General features: G+C 35.7%; 20 protein-coding genes and 1 pseudogene. 1 reads left to right on the forward strand and 20 read right to left on the reverse strand.

What is annotated here, in order from left to right; genetic code table 11:
• Window positions 1–19 precede the first annotated feature (19 nt).
• The 7 genes and pseudogenes from ACK4M9_RS01785 to ACK4M9_RS01815 all read right to left on the reverse strand — a co-directional run.
• Window positions 20–1,543, reverse strand: a complete 1,524-nt coding sequence (locus tag ACK4M9_RS01785) for a beta-barrel domain-containing protein (RefSeq protein WP_409847218.1) — start codon at window positions 1,541–1,543, stop codon at window positions 20–22.
• Window positions 1,540–2,007: an AraC family transcriptional regulator gene (locus ACK4M9_RS01790; protein ID WP_409847220.1), complete on the reverse strand. Its 468-nt coding sequence runs from the start codon at window positions 2,005–2,007 to the stop codon at window positions 1,540–1,542. The genes ACK4M9_RS01785 and ACK4M9_RS01790 overlap by 4 nt, the downstream gene beginning before the upstream one ends.
• Window positions 2,000–4,249, reverse strand: a complete 2,250-nt coding sequence (locus tag ACK4M9_RS01795; protein ID WP_409847223.1) for a peptidase domain-containing ABC transporter — start codon at window positions 4,247–4,249, stop codon at window positions 2,000–2,002. The genes ACK4M9_RS01790 and ACK4M9_RS01795 overlap by 8 nt, the downstream gene beginning before the upstream one ends.
• Before the next feature lie 250 nt (window positions 4,250–4,499).
• A complete protein-coding gene (locus ACK4M9_RS01800) occupies window positions 4,500–5,144 on the reverse strand; it encodes a response regulator (RefSeq protein ID WP_409847226.1) in 645 nt (214 codons plus the stop codon).
• Between the two features lie 12 nt (window positions 5,145–5,156).
• Complete coding sequence (locus tag ACK4M9_RS01805; RefSeq protein WP_409847229.1) at window positions 5,157–6,635, reverse strand: sensor histidine kinase; 1,479 nt, start codon at window positions 6,633–6,635, stop codon at window positions 5,157–5,159.
• Between the two features lie 3 nt (window positions 6,636–6,638).
• Window positions 6,639–7,631, reverse strand: coding sequence for a YqiA/YcfP family alpha/beta fold hydrolase (locus tag ACK4M9_RS01810; RefSeq protein ID WP_409847232.1), 993 nt, complete (start codon window positions 7,629–7,631; stop codon window positions 6,639–6,641).
• A gap of 512 nt (window positions 7,632–8,143) precedes the next feature.
• Window positions 8,144–9,016: pseudogene (locus ACK4M9_RS01815) on the reverse strand (protein prkA); the annotation flags it as partial.
• Window positions 9,017–9,172: 156 nt separating this feature from the next.
• Between ACK4M9_RS01815 and ACK4M9_RS01820 the strand changes: the two are divergent.
• Window positions 9,173–11,104: a transglycosylase domain-containing protein gene (locus ACK4M9_RS01820; RefSeq protein ID WP_409847377.1), complete on the forward strand. Its 1,932-nt coding sequence runs from the start codon at window positions 9,173–9,175 to the stop codon at window positions 11,102–11,104.
• A gap of 69 nt (window positions 11,105–11,173) precedes the next feature.
• Here ACK4M9_RS01820 and ACK4M9_RS01825 read toward each other — a convergent pair whose 3' ends face one another.
• The 13 genes from ACK4M9_RS01825 to ACK4M9_RS01885 form a co-directional block, all read right to left on the reverse strand.
• The gene (locus tag ACK4M9_RS01825) at window positions 11,174–11,731 is read right to left on the reverse strand and encodes a DUF5366 family protein (protein WP_409847235.1); all 558 of its coding nucleotides are present in this window, start codon (window positions 11,729–11,731) and stop codon (window positions 11,174–11,176) included.
• Window positions 11,732–12,187: 456 nt separating this feature from the next.
• Window positions 12,188–12,661: a tRNA (uridine(34)/cytosine(34)/5-carboxymethylaminomethyluridine(34)-2'-O)-methyltransferase TrmL gene (gene trmL, locus ACK4M9_RS01830; protein WP_409847237.1), complete on the reverse strand. Its 474-nt coding sequence runs from the start codon at window positions 12,659–12,661 to the stop codon at window positions 12,188–12,190.
• Window positions 12,662–12,735: 74 nt separating this feature from the next.
• Window positions 12,736–13,626, reverse strand: a complete 891-nt coding sequence (locus ACK4M9_RS01835; protein ID WP_409847239.1) for an amidase domain-containing protein — start codon at window positions 13,624–13,626, stop codon at window positions 12,736–12,738.
• A gap of 194 nt (window positions 13,627–13,820) precedes the next feature.
• Window positions 13,821–15,467, reverse strand: coding sequence for an AMP-binding protein (locus tag ACK4M9_RS01840; protein ID WP_409847380.1), 1,647 nt, complete (start codon window positions 15,465–15,467; stop codon window positions 13,821–13,823).
• 311 nt (window positions 15,468–15,778) lie between these two features.
• Complete coding sequence (locus tag ACK4M9_RS01845) at window positions 15,779–16,567, reverse strand: ABC transporter ATP-binding protein (RefSeq protein ID WP_409847241.1); 789 nt, start codon at window positions 16,565–16,567, stop codon at window positions 15,779–15,781.
• Between the two features lie 100 nt (window positions 16,568–16,667).
• Entirely contained in the window at window positions 16,668–17,942 is a 1,275-nt protein-coding gene (locus ACK4M9_RS01850; RefSeq protein ID WP_409847243.1) for an ABC transporter substrate-binding protein, read from the reverse strand.
• Window positions 17,943–18,014: 72 nt separating this feature from the next.
• Window positions 18,015–19,073, reverse strand: a complete 1,059-nt coding sequence (locus ACK4M9_RS01855) for a branched-chain amino acid ABC transporter permease (protein ID WP_409847245.1) — start codon at window positions 19,071–19,073, stop codon at window positions 18,015–18,017.
• A gap of 4 nt (window positions 19,074–19,077) precedes the next feature.
• Window positions 19,078–19,962 (reverse strand): branched-chain amino acid ABC transporter permease, encoded by an 885-nt coding sequence (locus ACK4M9_RS01860; RefSeq protein ID WP_409847247.1) that lies wholly within the window; start codon window positions 19,960–19,962, stop codon window positions 19,078–19,080.
• A 4-nt stretch (window positions 19,963–19,966) separates the two neighbouring features.
• Window positions 19,967–21,859, reverse strand: a complete 1,893-nt coding sequence (locus ACK4M9_RS01865; RefSeq protein ID WP_409847250.1) for an AMP-binding protein — start codon at window positions 21,857–21,859, stop codon at window positions 19,967–19,969.
• Window positions 21,860–21,879: 20 nt separating this feature from the next.
• Window positions 21,880–22,650 (reverse strand): ABC transporter ATP-binding protein, encoded by a 771-nt coding sequence (locus ACK4M9_RS01870; protein ID WP_409847253.1) that lies wholly within the window; start codon window positions 22,648–22,650, stop codon window positions 21,880–21,882.
• Between the two features lie 351 nt (window positions 22,651–23,001).
• Window positions 23,002–23,532, reverse strand: a complete 531-nt coding sequence (locus tag ACK4M9_RS01875; protein WP_409847256.1) for a methylated-DNA--[protein]-cysteine S-methyltransferase — start codon at window positions 23,530–23,532, stop codon at window positions 23,002–23,004.
• A 72-nt stretch (window positions 23,533–23,604) separates the two neighbouring features.
• On the reverse strand, window positions 23,605–24,738 hold the full coding sequence (queG, locus tag ACK4M9_RS01880) for a tRNA epoxyqueuosine(34) reductase QueG (RefSeq protein WP_409847260.1): 1,134 nt from the start codon (window positions 24,736–24,738) through the stop codon (window positions 23,605–23,607).
• Window positions 24,739–25,131: 393 nt separating this feature from the next.
• On the reverse strand, window positions 25,132–25,851 hold the full coding sequence (locus ACK4M9_RS01885; protein ID WP_409847263.1) for a helix-turn-helix domain-containing protein: 720 nt from the start codon (window positions 25,849–25,851) through the stop codon (window positions 25,132–25,134).
• Window positions 25,852–25,861: the final 10 nt, after the last annotated feature.

Here is a 25,861-nt window from a genome sequence, read left to right on the forward strand (position 1 = left end):
CTGCTTGGCAGCCTTAATATCACTTAGCTTTTAAATTGAGTAAGTTCATTACCCAATCTAAATATGTTTCTTCTTCATACACAACTCTCGCCTCAACTGGCATAGAGCGTATTAATTCAATCACTTCACCTGATTTACTTTTTAGTGAAGTCTCTTCTAAGCGAACCCTTGCCCGGTAATATACCATTGCTCCGTCAGAAGATTCATTTTGCAGTGTTCCAGGTTCAATAAAATCTACTACTCCTGAGAGGCTTCCAAATCTGTAATTATTAACACCAATGATGGATACTTTAACATTCTTCCCTACTTCAACCCTACTTCTATCTGAAGCTTGTATATAAGCATCAATATAAATGTCTTCACCATTACTTGCTATCTCACCAAGAATTTGATTTTGTTGAACGGACATCCCTGTAGCTAGTGGTAGTACATAATGTAGCTCTCCAGATTGTGTTGCATTAACAAAGTGAATAGCATCTTGTCCTTCAGAAGCTCCTAAATTTGCTTGTAGTTCTGTTATTTTAGAAGTTAATTGATTTCTACTTTGACCTAATTCACTTAATAGTTGATATAATGTTTGTGTTGCCTGAGAGTACGGTGTTTCTAACAGTTGCTCTAATTGCTTGATTTCTTCTTCAAGTCCCTTTTTCTCGGATTGTTTTAATTCTAAATTGCTTTCTATTTCAGCTTTCTTAGAAATGTACTCCTCGTTATTAAAAAATATATTATTTAACTTCGCTTCTACTTTAACAATTTTTTCATCAAGCTTATCCAATTCTTTCTTTTTTTCATTTAACTCTATTTGTAAACTACTATTTATGGACTCTTCATTTTCAGCACCTACTAACGATGATAACCTTTGTTCGAGTAGTTCAATTTCTATTAATAATCTTTCTTTCTCCGATTGTTTCATCTCTAACTCATTCTCAAATTCAGTTTTTTCGGAATGATCACTATCATCTTTCGACTTCAGTTGATTAAGCTCAGATTGCAGTTTATCTATTTCTTCACCTAGTTCAGAAAGCCCATTCTTTTTTTCATTTATTTCAATATTTGACTTATTTCCTTCAAATTTTTCTTGCTTTACTGTATCAAGATAGTATTTAACTTTCCCATAATATTCAAGCTCTTTTCCAGTCTGGCTCAATGTATTTTTCTGATCGATTAACGACTTTACATATTTATCCATTACATTTAATGTATCTGTTAAATCATCGATCTGTTCTTTTACTAATGTAGCTTGAATACCTTCATTTCCAGAAGATATAACTAGAAGTAAGTCACCTTCTCGAACATAATCACCCGGGTTTGCATGCATCTCTGTAATTACCCCATATCCTTTCGAGGCAATATAGGTAGCCCCCTCAACAGCCACAATCCCTTGTGCTTTAACAACATATGGCTTTTTCACACTATGAGCAATAAATATTGCTCCAACTAAAAAGATTAATAGAAAGATAATGAATACACTCATAAATCGTGGTGGTGATTTATCGAAAAAGATTCGAGCGTCTTTCAGTTCTTCTTTTGTGTAAAGTTTCATAGTTCCAACACCGGTTTAAAGATATCAACAACAATTCTATCCGTTGATTCGGAAACATGAACATTAATTGTTGATCCATCTGAAGCAAGCTCATTTTCAAAAAAGTAAAGATCTAGTTTTGAAGTTGCATAATGAATATTCTCAGGAGCCCCCTCGTATCTAAGGTAAACACAATTTGAGCATTCGAACCTTTCGCTTGTATGAAAAGTCTTTTTATACTGTTTGTAGTCATGGGCTTGGACCATCAACTCGTAATCCATTGTTATTTTACCGTCTTCATGAAAGTTCGTTCCCGAAGTCTTAGTTATTAACGGACCAAATGTTTGAACCTTTAACAGTTGCATTTGATTCGTAAACTTAGTTACTTCCTCGTCTATTTGATCTAACTGTATATTTTTAAGTTGCTTTATTAACACTTGCTTCAAAACAAGCTTCTTATTCTCTTTCACTTCCATCTTAGTCATATAAAATCACCTCATCATCATCGTCATTATCTTTTTCCACTTCATTTTCTTCACAGTCGATACTTCCCATTAAACGAATGTCTGCTTGTGCTCTTACAAGTTCGTAGTACTTCCCTTTCATTGCCATTAGTTCTTCGTGAGTTCCGGTTTCTACAACTTTTCCTTGCTCCACAAAGAAAATTCTGTCACATTTCAGTATGGTAGAGAGCCGATGTGCGATTATGATTGTTGTTTTGTTTTGAATTTTTTCAAAAATAACTTCTTGAATTTTTCTCTCACTAAAAGAATCTAAGTTTGAAGTCGCTTCATCAAAAATGTAAAAGTCACTCTTTGCTATTAATGCTCTAGCAATCGCTAATCGTTGCTTTTCACCTCCAGAAAGATTACCTCCACCTTCTTCTATGTATGAATGATATCTATTTTGCATTTTTTCAATAAACTCAGAGGCTCCAGATAGCTTACAGGCACTTATGATCTCTTCATATTTGGCATCAGGGTTTCCTATCTTTAAGTTGTCAATAATCGTTCCAGTAAACAATTCAATATTTTGAGGGATATAGGCAATCTTTCTTCTCAAATACTGAAGATCAATATCTGAAATGCTATATTCTCCTATTTTAATTTCACCCTTCTCGATCTTCATGAAATGCAAAAGTAATTTCGCCATTGTGCTTTTACCTGCACCACTTTCTCCGACAAGTGCTATTTTTTCTCCTTGTGGGATATGTAAACTAAAGTCACGTAACACTGGTGGTCTAGATCCATAGGCAAAGGTAATATCGTTTATATGAATATCCTTTTTCAAGTCTACATCTGTCAATTTATTTCCACTTTCCATATCTTCACGATCTAATGACATCAATTCACTTAAACGATTCATAGCTACTTGTGCTTCTTGAAAAGTGATTTGTAGTCCAACTAAATTTTGAACTGGTTGAATAAAAAATTGACTTAATGTTTGAAATACTAATAGATCTCCAATACTCATTTCTCCATCAATAATAAATATAGCTCCAACACCAATCATTAAAATATTTCCAATTGAATCTATAAATGATGCAACAAATCCTTGTGTGTTTTGAAGGACTCCTTCTTTATAGCCAATCTTTAAAGAGTGAACAAATCTCTTTTCCAATTTATCCAACTGTTCCTTTTCATCGCCTTGTGCTTTGACCGTATCAATGTTTCTTATGGAATCGATCAACTGGGCATTAAGCATTGCTCCGGCTTCCATTTGTTCATAATTGATTTTTCGGTATGGTTTCTTAAAAATATAAATAAGTATAATATTAATGAAAACCATAACCATTAAAATCATAAATAGCCTTGGGTTTAAATTCCACAGCAATAAACTGCTTAAAAGTGCTAATGCAATGTCTAGACCGAGCGAAATTGACACTGTTGTAAAGATATCCTTTATCGTCATTGCATCTTGAAATCTTGTAATGATATCTCCAATTTTTCTCGACCTAAAAAAATTGTGAGGTAAACGAATAATATGATTGTAATAACCCATTAAAATCGGAATATCTACTTTTCTTGATAAAAACAACAAAATATGTTGCCTAAAATAAGAAACCAAGTTTTGCATGAGACTGACAACAAAAAAGACTATAAGAAAAACATATAAACTATTTTTAAGCTCGTAGGGAATGATTTCATCCATCACAATTTTTGAGAAGAAACTCGAAAAAATCCCCAAAGCAGTTAATAGTACAGAAGCCAGAATAATAACTGCTAATAGTTTTTTTTGCGGTAGTATCAACTTAAGGAACAAATCAAACATTCCTTTGTCTTTAATACGCATCATTTCAAACTGGCTAGTAGGAATCATAAACACAAGTACTCCAGTAAACATCTTGTCAAACTCTTCTCTTTCATACTTGTCTACACCTTTAGCTGGGTCTGCAATAATAAATTGTTCTGACTTTGTTACTTTATGAATAACGACAAAGTGGTTTAGTCCTTCTTTTGTTCTTATTTGGGCAATGGCTGGAAATGTCAAATCTCTAGTAATCTCTTCAGTTGTTGTACGTAAAGCTTTTACATTAAAGTGTAACTTTTCAAGTCCTTCTACAATCCCCTTTACAGTTGTTCCATATGCATCAGTGCCAATAATTTCTCTTATTTTCATGATCGTTGTTTCTTGTTTGTATGTAAGTAAAACAGTTGATACTACCGCTGCAGCACAATCAGATGCATCGTGCTGTTTTACGCAAGGGTACTTTTTATAAAATAGCATGTGATTTCCTTTCCTAAAATACTATGTTTTGACCTCAAAAATTAAATTAGTAGAATACAGTTTCCAAACTCTTTCCAATTATTCTACTATATAAGGATAAAAAAATAACCGCCAAAATGCGGCGGGATACCGCCTAGTTTTGGCGGTTACTAGTTTTATTTTCATTAGACAAATGAGAATGCTAGTAATATCAAACTATGATCTTATTAATAGTAAAAAGATGCCCTCAAATTGAGAGCATCCTCTTTTATCAAATCAACACATCTGGTATCAAGCCTAAATTTCGTCCTTTAGCAATAACTTCAGCTCGTGAACTGACATGTAGCTTCTTAAAAATATTCGTTAAATGTCTTTCGACACTTCTTTTGCTTGAAAACAATTCTTCGGCAATTTGTTCATTTGTCCCCCCTTCGGCTACCTTCAATAAAATCGCCTCTTCTTTTTGAGTTAATTTTATTTCATTTCCACCCTCAAAACATATTTTGTTTTCTGTTCTTCGCAACTGCTGTAATAACTCTAATGGAATAACAGCTTGGTTATCGATAACGCCTCTTATTGTTCGAATGAGTTGCTGTTTTGAGCTTGTTTTACTTAGGACTCCTGAAACTCCACTTTGGATCAAGTAATTAAAATAACAAAAAATATCATGGCCTGTAAATATAAGAACTTTCGCATCTCGGTGAACATTTAATATCTCTTTCGTTAATGCGATACCGCTTATTTCTGGCATATGTAAATCTAGTAAATAAACATCGTAGTTTTTGGCTTTTATTAACTCAATAGTTTCTAAACTAGATCCAAAAAAATCTACACGAAAATCCGTTTCACTCTCTAATAATCTTTTTGTCCCTTCTCCAACAATTGAGTGATCGTCTACAACAAGAATATTAATCAAACTTTTCACCTTCTAACATAAGTTACTTACTTTCAATGGGATATCTATTTCGACGTTCATGCCTTCATTTGGTTTAGAATTAAAGTTCATTTGTCCTCCTACACTATGAACTCGACCTGCCATCCCTATTAAACCTATTCTCTTTTGATCTGTATTTAGTAAACTAAGATCAGTGCCTACTCCATTATCTTGGTAGGATAATTTCAGCTCAGTTTCACTTATTTGAATGAAGATAGTTACTTCTGCAGCTTCTGAGTGTTTTATTGCGTTATTTAATAATTCTTGAACAATGCGGTAAACGACTAGTTTATATTCACTGTTTAACAACTGTTTTGGACTATCAACAACCGTAATAGTAAGAATACTATTACAACGCAATTTAAATTTCTCTTCTAACTCTTTTAACGAATTTTCAAGACTAGTTTCTTCTAAATGTGGTGGTGCTAATTCTTGGCATGTCTCTCTCATACTAAACACGATATCTAAAATCTCTTCTTCTAATTCTGTTACTTTATTTTCTAAATTAGGATGTTCCTTCAAAGTTACCAGCTTTACTTCTTCAATTTTTCTTTTTACGATAATAATATCTTGAAGAAAAGAGTCATGAATATCACTAGCTAACTTCTTTCGTTCTCTTTCTGCCCAATTAAAAATTAATTGGCTAAGGTAATTGCAATTCGTACAGTTTAGATCTTTTGATTTTAGGTTTTCTAATTCTTTTATCAAATCTTCTATTTCAATCATAGCTTTAATATCATTTTTTATTACGTAATTTAATAAAGCCGTTCCTGAATTGACTTCGGGTACTAAATATTCCTGGCGTTGTACTTGAAGTTTTAATCCCATAAAACCATAACCTATTAGACCTATGATAAAAACAATAGTCGCAAAGAAAACGATCCAATAATTATAGCGCCAAAGGTCTTCTATATTGAGACTTCTTAAAATATAATTTGTCATTAAACCGAATGTTATAGTCGGAATAAAAGCTAAGTTAACTAATAAGTGTTGACGTTTTTTTGAGCGATGTTGTTCTTGAATAAACGCATATACGAGCAAAGCAATCCCGCATAAAATATATGGTGTTACCCACAAGCTAGCAATGGCATATGGAACAGTTAGTTGAGGGTAAATCGGGAAAAAAATCGCCATAATGAGAATAGGAGTAAGTAAGATTATCTTTATATGTTTTTTCCATGTACCAATTAAACGGTTTGAATAGACAATTGAAAAAACAAGAAAGCTATATGGCGTGACGTAATGTGAAATAAATGATAATAGATGCTCGGTAAACAACCAAGTAGACTCCCGATTTATAAAACTAGTAGTAGCTCCAACACTTAATCTTATATTGTCTTCGATAACGACAGAAAGACCTCCAGCACTACCAGCAAAAGCCGTCATACTCGCCCATCGATTTGTTTCTTTTTTTGCATCAAATACAATGACTATTAAACCTAGTGCAAACAAAAGAATAAATAAAAACAACATGCTTTATTCACTTCCATTAGTAGTAAGATTCTCTATAAAGTTTATCGTATCTCTAGCAATTTGTTTTTGACTAAAGACAATTCCTGCATGTCCGCAATTGTAGAGAAGACGCTTTGGTTTCCCCCATGCTAACCAAAGGTTTTTTGTATCTTGGTCCATGACATATTGATCATATTTCCCACTAATTAGTAATATTTTTTCTGTTGAAATTAATGATTGTGTCTCATCTGCTTGAAGGATTGACCAATATTGCTGTAATTGTTCATATGTAATGTTATGTTTCTGTAAATCTTGTTTAATGTATTTTCCAATCGGTGTATTCCAAATTTCATAAGAAAGATTATTCGCGTACATTACGGAAATCAGACTATCAATCTCTTTTTCATAAACGCTAACTAAATTTGAAATATAGCCTCCTAAACTGACACCAATTAGAACAACTTTTCCACGCTTTGTTTGTTTTATCCACTGAATTAGTCCTCTAATTTCTAAAACAGCTTGTCTAATTGCAGTTATCGTTCTCTCCACATTGGCACTGATCATGTATTCTCCGCTATATTGGCTTCCTGATGCTCGCTCAAAATGATAAGGTAATGTTGGAAAATAGACGTTATAGCCTTTTTTTTGCATCTGCTTTAAAAATATCGATTTAAACTTATTTAAACTATCTGATCGCCATCCATGCACAATTATGACATGGACACTTTGATCGTGATTTTCATTTAAATAGCAAATTCCCTGTGCAATATCATTTGTTTTATCTCCAGTTTGAATGGGACTATCATATTGATACGAATATGGGGAAAGTTGTTTTGAGTCCTTCTGTTCAAACAACAGGTGAGGAACTTCATTTAATTGATAAAAAGCATCTCGGTTTTGATTGTGCAAGATTGAATGCAAATCGTTATCATTTTGAAATTGGGTATAGATACTTCGATTACGATGTAAAAAATAAAGTCCAGCCTTATCAATAAGCACACTTAACCATCTATTCATGTATTTACTCCTAGTAGTCATTAGTCGATCACTTTAAAACTAAATTTCTTTAATTGATACTTACTCAATTGTGTGAATTTCTCAATTACCTTAATCGAGCTATATCAATCTAAAATGTAGTTGCGAATGGTTTCTACGCAACTACATTTAGAACTTAATAGCGAAAATAGTGAATTATGAAGTTCATTATAACTTAATATACATTTTAACTTACGAAAATGTTAATTTCTACAAATTTATACAAAGTTTTTATTTTCATTGCATAAAGGGTTGAATTTCATAATTACCTAAATCGATCTATAAAACTAAATGTAGTTGCGAATAGTTTCTACGCAACTACATTTAGAACTTAGTAGAGAAAATAACGAATGATGACATTCATTAAAAGTATAAACTTTTTGTCTCAAAACAAATTAAATAGGACCCTTTTTTATAGCGCCCTTTCTCATACTAAAATATTTAATTCATCTTTCAAATTGATTATTTAATGTTACTATTTAGTCTTATCCTTACACTGCACACTCATCTGCAGAAATAAGTGCAAATCTACCTGCCTTAAAGTTACCTTCTTGAGTTAATGATAATAAATGCCAGAGAAATTTCTCGTCGCACTTTAACATTTCTTGAAATTCCATTAAGCCACGGTTGGCTTTATTTAGTTCCCCATCAAAGCGATAAGCTCGCGGATCCGATTCTGAACCATATTCAGCGATCGTCGAGAAATCGATACTTCCTGTTAAATCGGCAATATCTTGAGATTTCGGATCTGAAGGGCTAAATGTTCCAATCCCAACACGTTTATCCTCGGATAATAAAATCCGTTCGATAACAACATCTTCAATACAACCATCGTACTCCTTATCTAACCGCATCACATTTAAAGGCGAGAGATTTCCTTCAATCTTAATCCCATACTCTTGATAGAAGTCCTCACGTAAGTGATGAGGAATTAAATGAAGAGGGTCCTCATGCATCGGACACCCTTTAATCGCATAGATTGCGCCAGAATCGGTGCGTGAATATTTCTCGAGGCCTCGCTTTAGCATCGAAACAATTGTTGACTTACCACCACTAACAGGTCCCATTAGTAATAAAATACGCTTTCTAACATCCAATCTTCTTGCTGCTGAGTGAAAATATTCTTCCACTAACCTTTCGACTGACTCTTCTAGTCCATATATTTGATCACTAAAAAATTTATAACGTTTCTTTCCATCTACCTCTTCAACACCTGCGTCTTTTACCATATTATAAATTCGAGAATGTGCAGTTTGAGCTACTTCTGGTCTATTTTTTAAGATTTCTAGATATTCCCCAAAAGTCCCCTCCCATAACAAGCGTTTCTCTTCTTCGCGAAACTCTTTAAGTCTATCTAAGATACTCATCTTATCCTCCTCCCAATTCTAGGTGCTATAATGACATTCTTAATTCATACTATGCCAGGATTAAAATGTTCATTCGCTTTACAATAGTTTCCCAATAAAAAAATGACCATCTTCACCATTTTAGGTGCTACAATAAAGGAGATTAATAGCTTGTTTGTGCCTTACTACCAAGACGTTTCTAAGCAAATGCCTAGTAGTGAGATAGTATATGATGAAAGAGTGAGTTTGTTGCGAATTAGCACAGGATTTTTTCTAGTCTTCTTGTTTATTACATTGTTTTCCTTTTCCTTTATTGGACTCGCTAAAGAATTAAGTCAATTCCAAACAATTGATGATGTCTTAAAAAATAGCATTAGTAAGGAAGACTTTTCTCTTCACTCAAACAGCTATATGTATGATGCGAATGGTGAACTCATATCAGAAATTTATAGCAGTGAAAATCGGATCTACCTCCCATACTATCAAATTCCAGAAGCATTTTTACTAGCCGTTCTAGCTTCGGAAGATCGCCACTTTTTTTCCCATAAAGGTTTTGATTTGAACGGGATCACCCGCGCCCTGTTTGTTAATGCTGCAAAGGATGGGATTGCCCAAGGCGGAAGCACCATTACCCAACAGCTCGTAAAAAATGTTTATTTAAGTAATGAACGCACATACCATCGAAAGCTAACAGAAGTTCTTTACGCTTACCAGCTAGAGAAGATGTTTACGAAAGAAAAAATATTAGAATTGTACTTAAACACGATTTATTTTCAAAATGGTGTTTACGGCATTGAAGCGGCTAGTCAGTATTACTTCTCAACTTCAGCAAATGAATTGACGGTCGCACAAGTCGCTTTTTTAACAGCAATTCCAAACAACCCAACACTTTATAATCCTTTAATCCACCCTGAGAATACTCATAAGCGAAAAGAATGGATTTTAGAAAAAATGGTGGAGATGGATTATCTTACTGAAGATCAAGCTAAAAAAGCTGAAGTTGAAAAAATTCAGGTTTTACCTGCAAGTAAAATCGACATCTTCCCAGATTATGTTACTTACATTCATTATGAACTTGAACAACTGATTGGTGAAAAAGAAGGTTTCCATAAAAAAATAGCAAAAGCTACTTCCGCAGACGAAAAAACGTTGTTACTTCAACAGCGAAGGCAACGGGTCGATGAAGTGTTAGCTAGCGGCGTTGAAATACACACTTCCCTTCAACCGAAAAAGCAACAAAGACTAAATGAGACAATTCCAAGACATCTTCCTGAAGGTCATATTCAAGCGGCAGCAGTGATGATCGACCATAAAGCGAAGCAAATTATTGCGATTAGTGGTGGAAAAAACTATAAAAAATTTGATTTTCACCGCAGCTATCAAGCATTTCGTCAACCTGGTTCAGCCATAAAGCCATTGCTAGTGTATGCACCTTACTTTGCCGAAACAAATGTACCACTATGGAAAACGGTCAATGCCGGTTCTTTTTGTAAAAATGGTTATTGTCCACAAAATTATGGTGGCGCCGTTTATGGAAATGTCACGATCGAAACTGCGCTTAAACATTCGTATAATACACCAGCTGTTCGATTGCTTGATGAAATTACAGTGAAAACAGGCTTTTCTTACTTTGAGCAGTTTGAATTCTCAAAACTTGTTGCTGATGATTATCGTCTACCATCTTCATTAGGTGGGCTTACAAACGGAGTCAGTCCACTTGAAATGACGATGGCCTATACAGTTTTTGCAAATGACGGTATGTTTCAGAAGGCGAGAGGAATTGAGAAGGTTGTTGCAAACGATGGCTCAATCTTATATAAGTGGCAAGAGAAACCAAAGCAAGTGTGGGACGAAAATGTAAATGCAAAGATGAGGACACTATTAAATAAAGTCGTAACTGAGGGTACGGGAAGAAAAGCGAATTTTTCTAGTTCGTATCTTGGTGGAAAAACAGGGACAACAAATGGCTTTCATGATCTTTGGTTCATTGGACTCAACCAAAACTACACGACAGGTGTTTGGGTAGGCGAGGACAAACCGAACAGTTTGGCATCGATTAATTCTAGAGCCCCACATTTACTCATTTGGCGTGATTTAATGAGAGACTGATATAACTAAAAAATGTAGAGTTAGTTGAGGCTTTCCCCTTTTGGGAACCAAAACTAACTCTACATTTTTTTAAACGGGCAAGCTCGTGATAAAGCTATTATATAATTTGATCATCGCAAAAAAGACAGAAAGTCCAAAGGCAAACCAGAAGAAAATGTGAAAAAAAATCATTCCAATCAATCCTATTGGCGATAAAGATGAACTGACTTTATATACAAAGAAGATAAAATAACCAAAAGTAGCTATAGCTAAAATTAACAATATAAAAAAGGCCTGATTAAACAACAACAAAGAAATTATACTCCCTAACAAATAAAGCCAAGAGCCCGAGCGAAATTTTGTTAATTCCTTCCCTTCTTGATCCTTGGAGAAAAATAACAGTGAAAGCTCAATCATTGTATCAGCAATCAACTTTAATGCTGCAAAAACCATAAAGAAAAAAAGTAATAATAAAAATAAAAGCGTTAATTTAATTCCACTTTCAGAAAATACATCAGTCATCCCTGAGTAGACACCCAAATTTACAAGCTTTTGAATGATAATTGCTTCTACATGTAAAGAAAGTGCAGTACTAAAAAGTAAAATTGAAATTAGTGGGAAATGGCTAGTCAAATACGTATTTTTCAAAAATATCCTTCCTTTACTTAAATCATCTTACTTATCATACTACTTTTTTCGTGCCGAGTGTAGGGACGCTTAAGTATTTAAAGCTAATCGCTTTTTTGATTTTTAAAACCGGAACTGTTAGATATTGTATACAACCCTAAAACCGTGAAAATAGTTTAAACATTTTCATTCACATTGTTTGTTTTATCCCTTATAATGAAAGAATAATAATAGGACATCACTTCTTTTAAGGGAGGCTTCAATAATGGCAACATTTCTTATTTTAGGGGTTGTTGTGGCATTTTTAGCCGCTATGTTTACTGCTGGATATAATGAGAAACCAAAACGTAACTAAAGATTACATACAAAGAGGGTATCCCTGACAAACATGGGACACCCTCTTTGTTTTCTAATATAACGAATTTGAGCAAAGTTTTGTTTTTTGTTCCTCAGCTAACTTAAAAATCCATTCCTTACTTACGTTAAATCAGGGAAGTTCTGTTGACGAAGCGCTTCATAAACAAGGATTGCCGCTGTATTGGAAAGGTTTAGCGATCTTATTTTATCCGTTTGTGGAATACGCAAACACCTGTCAAGATTTTGTTCTAATAAATCATTAGGTAAGCCTGTCGTTTCACGTCCAAATACAAAAAAGTGATCTTCTTCTTGGCTACTATAATCAAAGTCGGTATAGTTTTTCGTACCTACTGTTTCAATATAAAAAAAGTTACCTTTAGGAAATTTCTCAAATAACTCGTCCATTGAATCATAGTAATTAATTTTTACATTTGGCCAGTAATCGCAACCAGCTCTTTTCAACATTTTATCATCGGTAGAAAATCCTAACGGCCGAATTAAATGTAGTGAAGCATTCGTACCAGCACACGTCCGTGCGATATTCCCTGTATTTGCAGGAATTTCTGGTTGGTATAAAACAATATGTAACCCCATTTTTTCACCTCTATCTTTTAGCTATGCTATATTATAGCATTACCAAATAGCATGAAAAAAGAGGGGGATTTTATTTATCGATCGATAATATGAAAAAATTTATACTTTATGTTTGGTGTATAGGCAGTTGAATCTTCATAAGCCCAATATCTCATCCGACTATTGGAAGTTTGGGCGTTAACTAATGGCATGTTATTTCCATCCTTTGCGACAACAATTGTTGTATGTTGCCATCTACCATCACCATCAAAGTCATAGCAAATCACATCGCCCTTCATTAATTCCTCAGGCTTTGAAACCTCTTTTGCCCGTAAGCCCGCTTTGGCACCACTTAAATACCAACGCATTGAATGGGCCACTGCCCAACTAAGACTCCAGTTATTATTTTGAAACCACCAACCTTTATTTCTACTTGGATAGCCTGTCATCGGCGCGCCACCAGCATGTAAGCATTGCGAAATAAAATTGGTACAATTATCTTCAAATTTTTTATATTTAGGGTTATAGTCATTCCACCATCGCTCAGCATAACGAACCGCTTCTAATCTTGAATATTGGAACCTACTTAAATCAGCCTCTGTAGTATCTCGATCAAGCGGTACGGGATCCTCCAACGCCTCTTCTTTTTCTGTTCTTATACAATAATCATCAAGCAATTCCGATCCAGAAAAAATCGCCCGTCTTTCTTCGATTCTTTCTTCAATATGAAATTTTTTATGTTGTTTAATGAGATGCTGAAAGTGAACCGCATAATCTACTTGGCGAAGCCCATCTAAGGCTTGTGTTCGTAAAATGGTCCCATCGACAATTGACTTGACTAATTTCCCCCCACGTTCGCTTAACCCTGCCTTCTTTCTAACCAAACATTGTTGTTCTTCATCACGAATAAAGCAGCTGCGATCACTACAAACAAAGGAATCATTCATGCTTTTAATATGGTCCTTTAAACCATTTATCCACCCCATCGTGTATCCCTCCTTTTATTGTTGCTCTTAAAATGTATGTAAAAGAGAGGGAATTAATGATTTGAACCGTTCTTATCAGCCCAGAAGGCAGCGATTTTTAACTTTTTAAACGTAAGGAAGGAGCTGACTTTAGGAAACAGTGTAAGCCATATCCTAGTTAACTACCGATATAGGTCAGCTCCTACAAGATCGTATTAATTAGCTTCGGCTTCTTTTGACAGTTGAGATTGATTTATAGCAAGTTCTTTTAGTTTAAACTTTTGAATTTTACCTGATGCAGTCATTGGATATTCTTGCACAAAATGAATGTAACGCGGTACCTTATATCGGGCAATTTTCCCTTTACAGTAGTCACGTATTTCTTCTTCCGTACTTACTTCGCCCTCTTTAAGAATGATCCAAGCAGAAACCTCTTCACCAAATTTCGGATCTGGTACACCTACAATTTGGACATCTAACACCTTTGGATGTTGATATAAAAATTCTTCAACTTCACGTGGATAAATATTTTCACCACCGCGAATAATCATATCTTTCAGACGTCCTGTAATTCGGCAATAGCCATCTTCATCCATGACGGCTAAGTCCCCTGTATGTAACCAGCCATCATCGGTAATTGCAGCAGCCGTTGCCTCTGGATTTTTATAATAACCTTTCATCACATGATATCCCCTGGTACATAGCTCCCCTTGGACGCCACGTGGAACTTCGATATCTGTACCAGGTTCAACAATTTTCACTTCGACATTAGGAAGCGCCCTACCAACTGTTTCAACTCTACGCTCAATCGAATCATTGACACGTGTTTGAGTAATAACAGGTGATGACTCTGTTTGTCCATAAGCAATAGTGATCTCATTTGCGCCCATCTTTTCAATGACAGCTTTCATAACTTCAATTGGGCAATTGGAACCTGCCATAATTCCTGTTCTTAGTGAAGAAAGGTCATATTTATCAAATTCTTTGTCATTTAATTCGGCGATAAACATAGTTGGTACCCCATGAAGCGCTGTACACCGTTCTTCTTGAACAGCCTTTAACACTAGCCTTGGATCAAACTCCTGAACTGGAACCATTGTTGCTCCAACCGTTACACAAGCAAGTGTTCCAAGTACACATCCAAAGCAATGGAAAAATGGCACAGGAATACACATCCGGTCTTTACTCGTCAAATTCATACAAGCTGCAATATTAAGGGCGTTATTAGTCAAGTTATTGTGTGTTAACATTACACCTTTTGGGAAACCGGTAGTCCCGGAAGTGTATTGCATATTAATAACATCATCAGGATGAAGGCAAGCCATACGTTGATCCAATTGCTCATCCTCTACATCGTTTGCCATCGCCAAAATATCAGACCATAAAAACATTCCCGGCTTTCTTTCATCGCCTATTAAAATAACATTTTTTAAGTATGGTAGTTTTTCAGATTTTAACTTTCCAGGCTCACTACTCGCTAATTCTGGCACGATTTCATACAACATATCTGTATATGAACTGCCTCGAAAGCTCTCCATTAAAATAAGCGTAGTCGAATCGGATTGCTTGAGTAAATATTCTAGTTCAGCAGTTCGGTAGCTAGTATTGACGGTTACTAGAACTGCACCCATTTTTCCTGTTGAAAATTGTGAAGTTAACCACTCTGGACGATTCGTAGACCAAATGGCAATATGCTCACCACTCTTAATGCCAAGCTTCATAAACCCTTTGGCTACTTTACGACATAAGTCATCAAATTGTTTGTACGAATATCGCAAACCACGATCAGGGTAGACAACAGCATCGACGTCCGGTTGTCGTTTTGCGACATCTTCCAATAGTTTTCCTACAGTTTCCTGCATTAGTTCAGCCACCCAAATTCCCCCATTCCTTCTATTTTAGTGAATTCTATAATTCATTATTTTCGCTATTAAGTTCTAAATGTAGTTGCTTAGAAATCATTCGCAGCTACATTATTTAGATTGATATAGCTCGATTAAGGTAATTATGAAATTCACTCATTTATAAAATAATTATTCCTTTTACGTTGTTTTAGACCACTGGTCTGTTTACTGTCTGTCTGTTATTACAAATGTTAGCTCTTTACTAGGTGATGACTCGTTTTAGCGACTTTAGCACATAGGCAATACTGTCCGTACCATCGAGTCTTCACTTATACAAATCGCTTAATTTTTTTATAAGACTTCACTTCGCGCAAGTTCTTCTTGCCTTCTTTACTTAACCCTAAGTAAGCTTCTCGGACAGCCTCATTGGACATTAAACTTTCTACTGGCCCTTCAAGGACAATTCTTCCGTTTTCGACAATGTAGCCAAAGTCAGCAATCGAAAGGGCAACATTTGCATTTTGCTCTACAACTAAAATTGAGGTTCCTTCTTCTCGATTAATTTGTTTAATATTTTCAAAGATCTCTTTCACTAAAAGAGGAGCAATCCCAAGTGAAGGCTCATCTAGTAATAAAATTTTGGGCTTAGCCATAATTCCACGACCAATCGCCAACATTTGCTGTTCCCCACCAGAAAGTAATCCGGATGCTCGATGTCTCAACGTTTTTAATTTAGGAAAATAATGATAGACGCGCTCTAAATCAGCATCAATATTTTTTCGATCTTTTCTCGTAAAAGCACCAGCCATTAAGTTTTCTTCAACCGTTAAATGTTTAAATACTCTTCTTCCTTCGATACACTGAAACAAGCCCTTTTGGACAATCTTATCTGGGTCAATACCACTTATTTTTTCACCATTAAACTCAATGTAGCCACTTGTTACTTGGCCACCCTCACTTTTTAACAAGCCGGAGATTGCCTTCAGTGTTGTTGACTTACCAGCTCCGTTACTCCCTAATAAAGCAATAATTTTCCCCTTCGGAACTTCTAGCGACATTCCCTTAATCGCTAATATCGTTTTGTTATAGACAACCTCAATATTGTTAAGGCGGAGCATTTCGATAACCCCCTAATTTATGAATTGGAAAAGGGGCACAAGCGGTTAGTGCCCCTCTTTTTATTAAAATTGCTCTCTACGTCATCATGAAAAGTGAAGCTTATCTTTTGTCGCTGACACCAAAATAGTCTGTAATCATGACCCATTCACCATTTTTAAGTTGACCTAAGCGAATTTGATCAGTACCAGCATGATTGTCTGAGGAGAAAGAAAGATTTGCCCCAAGACCACCAAGGTCAAGGTCATTAATCGATTCGATCGCAACTCTAATATCTGGACCTGTTACATTACCATCTGTATTGGCAATTGCAATTCTTATCGCTTCTGCCATTACACTTGCTGTCGTCCAACCTTGGACAAACTTTTGATTAATATCTTCCACTTTCATATCTTTACTTTCTAAATATTCATGAATAGCTGCCATTCCTGGAAGATCTTCATTAGGGAACGCATGAGTAATAACGCCAACAAATCCGTCTAACCATTCCACCCACTGTTGATTGTCTGATCCAACAGGAATTAACCCTTCGCCCGCTGTCCAGTTTAACCCTGTAAACTGAGTGTCCCAACCTAACTGTCTAGCATCACGGATAACATTACGGGTTTGGTTCCAAGTGTAATTAATAATCGCATAGTCTGGAACACTATTATTCCTAGCCCATGATTGTAAAGTTGTTTGTGGGCTTGTATCTCCTAATTCAATTTCGATGTCTGGAACAATGTTTATGACACCACTAAAGTGCTCGTCAGCGTAATCTTTAATATCCTTAATTGGTGACTCACTGAAAGGGTGGCCTTTATGGTAGATTAATGCCACATCTACAGGGAAGCTTCCTTGATGAGTTTCAGCAATCCATTCTAACATCGCTCTTCCTTGATCAGAGTAACTAGCAGCTACTAGGAAGTTAAAACCACTTTCGCTTCCAGTATCTTTTAAGTTCTCTGAGTACGAGGCTGAGAAGAATGGGATTTTATCGTTAATAATTTGTTGTCGTAATGCCTCTGTATCGGCTGTCCCCCAACCAAGCACTGCAACAACATCATGACGGTCTCTTAATGACTGGTATACTTGCTGAGCACGACTTGTGTCATAAGCATAATCTTGACCTGTGAATTCAACTTGGTAGCCATCCACTCCACCGTTAGCATTTAAGTATTCAAAAAACGCACGCTCCCCAACAGCATAAGGCTCCCCTACATCGGCAGTCGCCCCTGACTCATCGAAAATACCACCAATCTTGATTACTTTATCACCTTTACCACCACCTGCTGGCGCAGAAGAACCACCATCTCCTGAGCATGCTGCAAGTAAACCTAAAGCAAGTAAAGAAGTTGCAAGAAGACTTGTTACTTTTTTCAAACTAAACCTTTTCATTTAATTACCCCCTTTTTATCTTTGTAAAAATATAGGAATGAACCCTGTTAAAAGGTTGCATAGTCCTCATCATTAATAGGAGAACGGCCACAATCTAAAGTAATTACGAATGTTAGTCCATATATGGACCAGTCCACCAGGTTCGAAAATTAAAAACAAGAGAATGACTAATCCAAATACAAATTCTCTAAATGACGAAAGTAAGTGATAGGCATTCGGCATAAAAACAGTCAGAAATTCAACCATATATTGCAAAAATACTGGTAATAGCGTAATAAATATCGCTCCCAAAATAGCTCCAAAGACACTACCTAAGCCCCCAACTAAAATCATTGCTAAATACTGAATTGACACTTGAATGCTGTATAATTCAACCGTTACAACCATTGTGTAATGAGCAAGTAACGCTCCACAAATTCCGACGATGAAAGAGCTGATCGCAAATGCCATAACTTTATAGCTAAATAGGTTAATTCCCATAATTTGAGCGGCAACGTCACGGTGATGAACAGCTAAAAACGCTCTTCCTGTTCGAGATCTAAACAAATTTAGTGTATAAATGACTACCAAAATAGCAATGACTAGGCACAAATAGTAATAACTAGAATGACTAGAAAATGTATAGCCTCCAATCGCCGGACGTTGTAAGATCATCCCTGCGCCGCCACCAGTAATCGATAAACGACCAATGATATAGAGTATGACTACTTGCGCTGCCAAAGTTGCAATGGCCAAATATAATCCTTTCAATCTCAGAGATGGTACTCCGAACAGACCTCCAATTACTGCCGTAATTAAACCTGCTAGTGGTAACGAAATCCAAAAACTCCAGCCTAATGTTGTAGTTATAATTGCCGACGTATATCCTCCAACCGCTAGAAAAGCTCCTACCCCAACTGAGATTTGCCCCGTAAATCCGGTTAAGATATTAAGCCCTATTGCACCAATAGCAGCAATTGTACAGAGAGTCGCTAAGCCAATGACATAGTTTGAAGCGAACAACGGAAATAAAAATAGGAGAATTACGATTACTAACATCCTCAATTTCACACGGGGAATCCGAAATAGATCCATATCACGGTTATAACTCGTTTTGTAATTTCCACATTCCATTACAAATGGATTTCTCATTTTTTCACACCCTTTCAATTCCACCTTTTCCAAACAGTCCATGTGGTTTAATCATGAGGATAATTGTTATGATAATAAATGGAATGACTTCTTTAATCCCTCCACCTAAGATCGGCTGTAAGTAACCAGCAGCTAAGTTTTGAACAATCCCGATAATGAAACCACCAACAATTGCTCCTGGAATACTGTCAAGTCCGCCTAAAATAACAACAGGTAGCACCGTTAAACCAATTGTGACCATCGAGGAGTTTACGCCATTAATGTTTCCTAGTAAAACACCACCTACTGCTGCTACTAATGCTGCAATTCCCCATGTAATTGCATAAACTTTCTTAATACTTATCCCCATTGATAAGGCAGCCATTTGATCATCAGCTACAGCACGCATCGCGAGACCCATCTTCGAGAACTTAAAGAATAAGGTAAACGCAACTAGTAACACCATAACGATTACAAATGACCATAAATAAACTGGTGAAATAATGATTTCACCAAGACGGATTGGCGTTGATGGAAAGATCGGTGGGAATGATTTTGTTTGATAACCCCAAATCATATGAACAAGACCGCCTAGTAAACTAGCAAGTCCGATTGTTGCCATGATGACTGAAATAACTGGCGCATTAATTAAAGGTCTTAGGACAATGCGCTCGACAGTCATCCCCAATAGAGCATTAAAGACTAGCGTAATTAAAAACGCCAATAAAAATGGAATTTGATAAACTGAAACTAATGTTAGGCAAATGTAGGAACCAATTAGAACAAATTCTCCGTTTGCTAAGTTTAATGCATCACTAGCTTTATAGATTAATACAAACCCAAGAGCTACTAATGCATAAATACTTCCTACAACGATTCCTGTTATAACCATTTGTAAGAAAAAGCTCATTTGTTTACGCTGCCTCCTTTGTACCTTCTAATTCGATAATCTGTAAGTTTGTTTCTACGTCAATTTCAGTTCCGGTTTTGTACTTTAATTGAGAATTAGAGGAGTACAACCCTTCAAAAACCATTTTGTACTTTTCTTCGATAAAACCTCTGCGAATTCTTTGGGTTCTAGTTAACTCATGATCATCGGCATCAAGCTCTTTATTAAGGATGACAATCTTCTTCACGCGCATCGTTTCTGGTAATTTTTTCATGATGGCCACGACTTCTTTTTCGATAAGCTCAATCACTTCCTGTTTCATTGAAAGGTCAGAGTAAGTTGTATAGACAATTTGATTTTTTTCTGCCCACCTACCGACATTGGCCATATCAATGTTAATCATTGAAACTAAGTATGGCTTACTCTTTCCATAAACGACGGCCTCATTAATAAACCGGCTATTTTTGAGCTTACCTTCAATTTGCGATGGAGCGATCCTCTGACCATTTTCAAGTTGTGATACACTTTCTATTTGTTCGGTTATATAAAGATGCCCATTTTCATCAAGTTTACCGATATCACCTGCTGCTACCCATCCATCCTTTTCATGGCCGTCATCGTTATAATTGTAGTATCCGGCAAAACCACTTTGACTTTTAATAAATACTTCTTCATTTTCTGTGATCTTCACATCAACATTTGGTAATGCGACCCCAACACTATGAATGTTCAAATCATCATCACGATGTACAAAAGCGAATCCACAAGTTTGCGTTGCACCATAACATTGCTTTAGGTTTACTCCAATGGAATGAAAAAAGTACAGTGCATCTTCACTCAATATAGAACCACTTGTGTAAGCTCTTTTGATTCGCGACAACCCAAGATGGTCTCTAATTGCACTCATGACGAGAAAGTCTCCAAAGAAATTCATCATTTTCGTTAAGCCAGATATTTTTTTGTTTGTAAGCTTTGCCTCAGCGACTTTAAGACCATATTTACTTGCCCAATTGTAAACCTTTTTCTTCAACCAGCTCGCACCTTCTATTCTTAGTTGAAAACGCGAAATCATATTTTCATATGTTCTAGGTGGAGCAATCATTGTATGTGGGCCTATTTCTCTCATGTCAGTTAAAACCGTTGTTGGTTTTTCAGGGAAGTTAATTGTCAACCCACTGCAAAGCGATGCAACTATACTCATCACTAGCTCACTAGTCCAAGCTAAAGGCAAAAAAGACAGATAATCATCACTTTCATTAATGGGATCGATCTCATTTAAGTTACTAAAGGCTGAAATGAGATTATTATGCGTTAACATAACCCCTTTGGGATTTTCAGTAGATCCAGTTGTATAGGAAATCGTTGCTACGTCATTACTGACTAAGCGCTCAGAATTCAGGCTAAAAAATTCCGGGTTTTGCTCTCCGTATTTTTTCCCTGCTTCCTGTAAATCTTTCATATACATTAATTTCTCGTGCGTATAACGCCTCATTCCTTTGTCATTATAGTAAATAATTTTTTCAATCTTAGGGATATCGTTGATAATTTCTAGCAATTTATCGACTTGTTCTTGATCTTCAGCTACTACAATCCGTGCATCACAATTATTTAAATAATAGATTAGCTGATCTCCAAATGACTCTTGATAAATCCCAACAGAAATGCCACCTAAACATTGCGTCGCTAGTTGGCTATAAAGCCAATGTGGGCGATTATCACCAATAATGGCCACTTTCTCTTCCTTTTTAAAATCAAATACGCTCGCTAGACCTAAACTAATTGTTCGAACATTTTCTAAATACTCTGCCCAAGTAATTTCATTCCAAATCCCGTACTTTTTCTGTCTAAGAGCAACACTGTTTGGAGAATTCTTTGCTCGTTCAATTAATAGTTTTGGTAAAGTTTGTTCAAAACTCATGCTCTTTTAATCTCCTTTCATTAACTAACTTCTTCACCAATGTAGGCTTTAATAACGTCAGGATTATTTTGAATTTCTGTAGGAGTTCCAAAACCAATTTGCTTACCAAAATCAAGAACTGCAATATTATCTGATAAGTTCATAACAACCCCTAAATCATGTTCAATTAAGACAACTGTTATGTTCATCAATTCATGCATATCAAGAATAAATCTCGACATTTCTTCTTTTTCAGATGAATTCATCCCCGCCATTGGTTCATCAAGTAAAATTAATTCCGGCTCTAGTGCTAGTGCTCTGCCCACTTCTACGCGTTTTTGTAAACCATAAGGTAGTTTATCTACTGGAGTATGTCTAATTTCCTGAAGTTGTAGGAAATCAATAACCTCTTCTACCGCTTGCCGGTGTTCGACTTCCTCTTTTTCAGCAGCCCCCCAATAAAGTCCGCCTTTAAGTAGTCCTGACTTCATCAACGTATGTCTACCTAGCTTTAAATTATCAAGTACAGACATGTGAGCAAATAAAGCGATATTTTGAAAAGCTCGAGCAATCCCTAATGTCGTTCTTTTATACGGTTTTATTGTAAGGATCTCTTGCCCTTTAAAACGTATAGTTCCGTTTGATGGTGAATAAAGTCCACTAATGCAATTGAGCATACTTGTTTTCCCCGCACCATTTGGTCCTATTAATGAAAAGATTTCGCCTTCATTTATGTGAAAAGATACGTTATCTAAAGCTTTAACGCCTCCAAATTGGAGCGAGACATTCTCAATCTCCAACATTTTATTCATTAATATCCCCTCCTTTTACTGAATTTTCTGAATTGTAAGCGTAACCATATTCTCGATTCTATGATTTAAACACACCTATGTCAATAAAAAGGGTTCGACTTTTTAGAATTTTTAAACAATTGTTTTCCGATATAATTCGTTGCTATTAGACAATAAAAGTAAACTTTAGCGTAATGAAACGTTTGTATCTAAATCGAAAGACACAGAGTATCTTAAATAGCAATATTAATCATAGGTATATATAACTAGTTGCTTTTTCTTAACGAGAAAAATATCTAGCAGGAAAGGTGTAATTGTGACATATTCTTACAATTGCTAAAAAAAAATAACTACGCATGATTGCGTAGTCACTTACGATATCTTTTTAATTGCCCCTTCTATTTCCAAAAGGATTACCTTCTTATCGACTCCGCCACCATAGCCTACTAGCGCGCCATTGCTACCAATTACGCGATGACAAGGAATGATAATTGGAATCGGATTTTTATTATTGGCCCCACCAATCGCACGAACAGCTTTTGGTGCACCTATTTCTTTAGCGATTTCCTTATAACTTTTTGTTTCGCCATAGTTAATCTTCTTCAATGTCTCCCAAACTAAACATTGAAATCTAGTACCGATTAGATCTATTTGAAGATCGAATTCTAGTCTTTCACCTTCAAAATATTGAGTTAGTTGATTGATAATTGGTTGAACCTTTTCTTCACTAAACATTAATTGACCCTTAATGAAGTGTTTTTTCATCCAAACTTTAATAGTTGTTAGCGTTTGGTCAATCGAACCAAATTCGATTAAGCATACACCTAATTCACTACAAACTATCGTTAACGGACCAAGTGGGCTATCCATTTCATTATAGAAAACGGTCGATCTTTTTTCCATACTATCCCCTCTTTTCAATCCTCTTGTCTTAATAGTACTTGACTCAATTATCGTTTACCACAGCCAAATACTCTAATTTTTAAGCATATTTAGTCCTTTGTCAATCTCAGCTACCACATCTACGTCTTTTTCTCTTTCTTTCGCCGCTTTTAGTATCAACATCGACTGATCTGTTGCTAGCTTTCCAATTGCCCATGCTGCCGTTCCTCGGATTACAGGTCTTGGATCATCTTTAAGTAGTTTTTCTAAATCATCAATAGCTGTAATATCTTTATAATGAGCAATCCCAATAATCGCGTTTCTTTGTAAAGGTTTTTTGCCCCGCCACGCTCCAGAAAGTGAACCGAATTTTTCCTTAAACTCTCGATTACTAATGAATAAGAGCTCTTTTAATAAAGGTTTTACCACTTCAGGGTCTGGCTCCATTTCTTCGTGCAAGTGGAAGTCCCTCCCCTTATTTTCGGGACAAACTTGCTGACATGTATCACAGCCATATATGCGATTCCCTAGTTTTTCTCGGAATTCATCCGCTAAGAAAGTTTTCGTTTGCGTTAGAAAGGCGATACACTTATTTGAATTTAGTTGCCCTCCTTGAACAATAGCTTCTGTTGGGCATGCATCAATGCATTTGGTGCAAGTTCCGCACTGCTCAGTAATGGGGGTATCTGGTGAAAATGGAATTGTCGTAATCATTTCTCCTAAATAGACGTATGACCCGAATTCCTCCGTAATAATCGAACAATTTTTCCCACTCCAACCAATCCCTGCTCTCTCGGCTACTGCTCGATCACTAAGTTCTCCTGTATCTACCATAGAAACAACTTTAGCGGATGGTTCCCTTTCTAAAATATACGCTTCTAATAGCTTTAACTTATTTTTTAGTATTGTATGATAGTCTTCTCCCCAAGATGCACGACAAAACAAACCTCTTCGCTCTAACTTCGTACTTAATGGGGCATTTTTCATTTTTGCCGGATATGCAAGTGCAATCGCAATTATTGACTTTGCTTCAGAAAGTAACAATTCTGGTTGAACTCGTTTTTCAATATCAGCCTCTTCAAACCCTGACTGATAGCCTAAGCTTTGTTGTGTGACGAGTCTTTCTCTAAGTTCTAGGAAGGGATCAGTTGATGCAAAGCCAATTTTATCAATTCCAATACTTCTACTATATGCAATAATGTCTGCTTTCAATTGGGCAAATGTCACTGAAATCCCTCCTTTTTTATTTTCTTAAGTAACAGAGTGAATTTCATAATTGCCTTTATTCGAGCTACATCAATTTAAATGTAGTTGCGAATGGTTTTTACGCAAGTACATTTAAATTGATGTAGTAAAAATAGTGAATTATGAAATTCATTAAGCCGTAAATAATTATTTTAATACAAATGTACCTTATTCTTCAACAAAAATACAGTTGAAACCAAAGGTAATATCTTCAAAGCAACGATCGTAGATTGAGCTTTCCTGAATTGCTCAAAAAATCGGCTGATAAGAAAAGAGGATAGTATGCTCAATACTGAGCATACTATCCTCTCATTAGTTTAGTCTATTTAACAAACTTGGACTCTTTACTTTTCTGTATACACCTTATTGTGGAATTCAATTCCACCTCGTATGTTGATTGCGATATTGAGTAGGTGTCATATTCTCAACCTTTTTAAATACTTTTGTGAAGTAACTTGGTTCTGGAAACCCCATCTCAAATGCAATATTGACAATAGGAATTTCAATATCTTTTAATAGAGCTTTTGCTTTTTCCATTTTCCGTTCCGTTACATATTTAACGAAATTAACTCCTAATTCTTTTTTAAAAACTTTACTTAAATAATATGAGCTAAGATCCATCTGTTCAGCAACATACGTCAAAGTCAAATCTTCGTTTAAATGACTATCGATAAACTCAATGATTTCCTCAATCTTCTTATTTCCTTTTTTCTTAGGCATATCAGAGTTGGTTGCTAAAACTTTACTGATCTCATCTATGAAAATATGTGGTCTTAATGGCTTAATTAAAATTTGCGTAACACCAATTGATCGATATGCTTCTCGCATTGCCTCTGTATCTAGCATGGTAAAGACGATGCACTTTTGCCAAGACTTTATATCTTTTATTTTTTTAACACAAGCTAGCCCATCTAGACCAATTAAACGATTTTCTAAAATGAGTAAATCTATATGCTTCGTTCGTACCAAGTCAACGACGTCTTGACCATTATCTGTTTCTAGTATAATGACTTGTCTTTGAAATCTTTGCTGTAAAAGTAATTTTATCGCTTCTCTTTGAATTGGTTCCAAATCAGCAATAATGACTTTGAACATTTCTCAACTC

The organism is Anaerobacillus sp., assembly GCF_046314235.1.
GTDB lineage: Bacteria > Bacillota > Bacilli > Bacillales > Anaerobacillaceae > Anaerobacillus.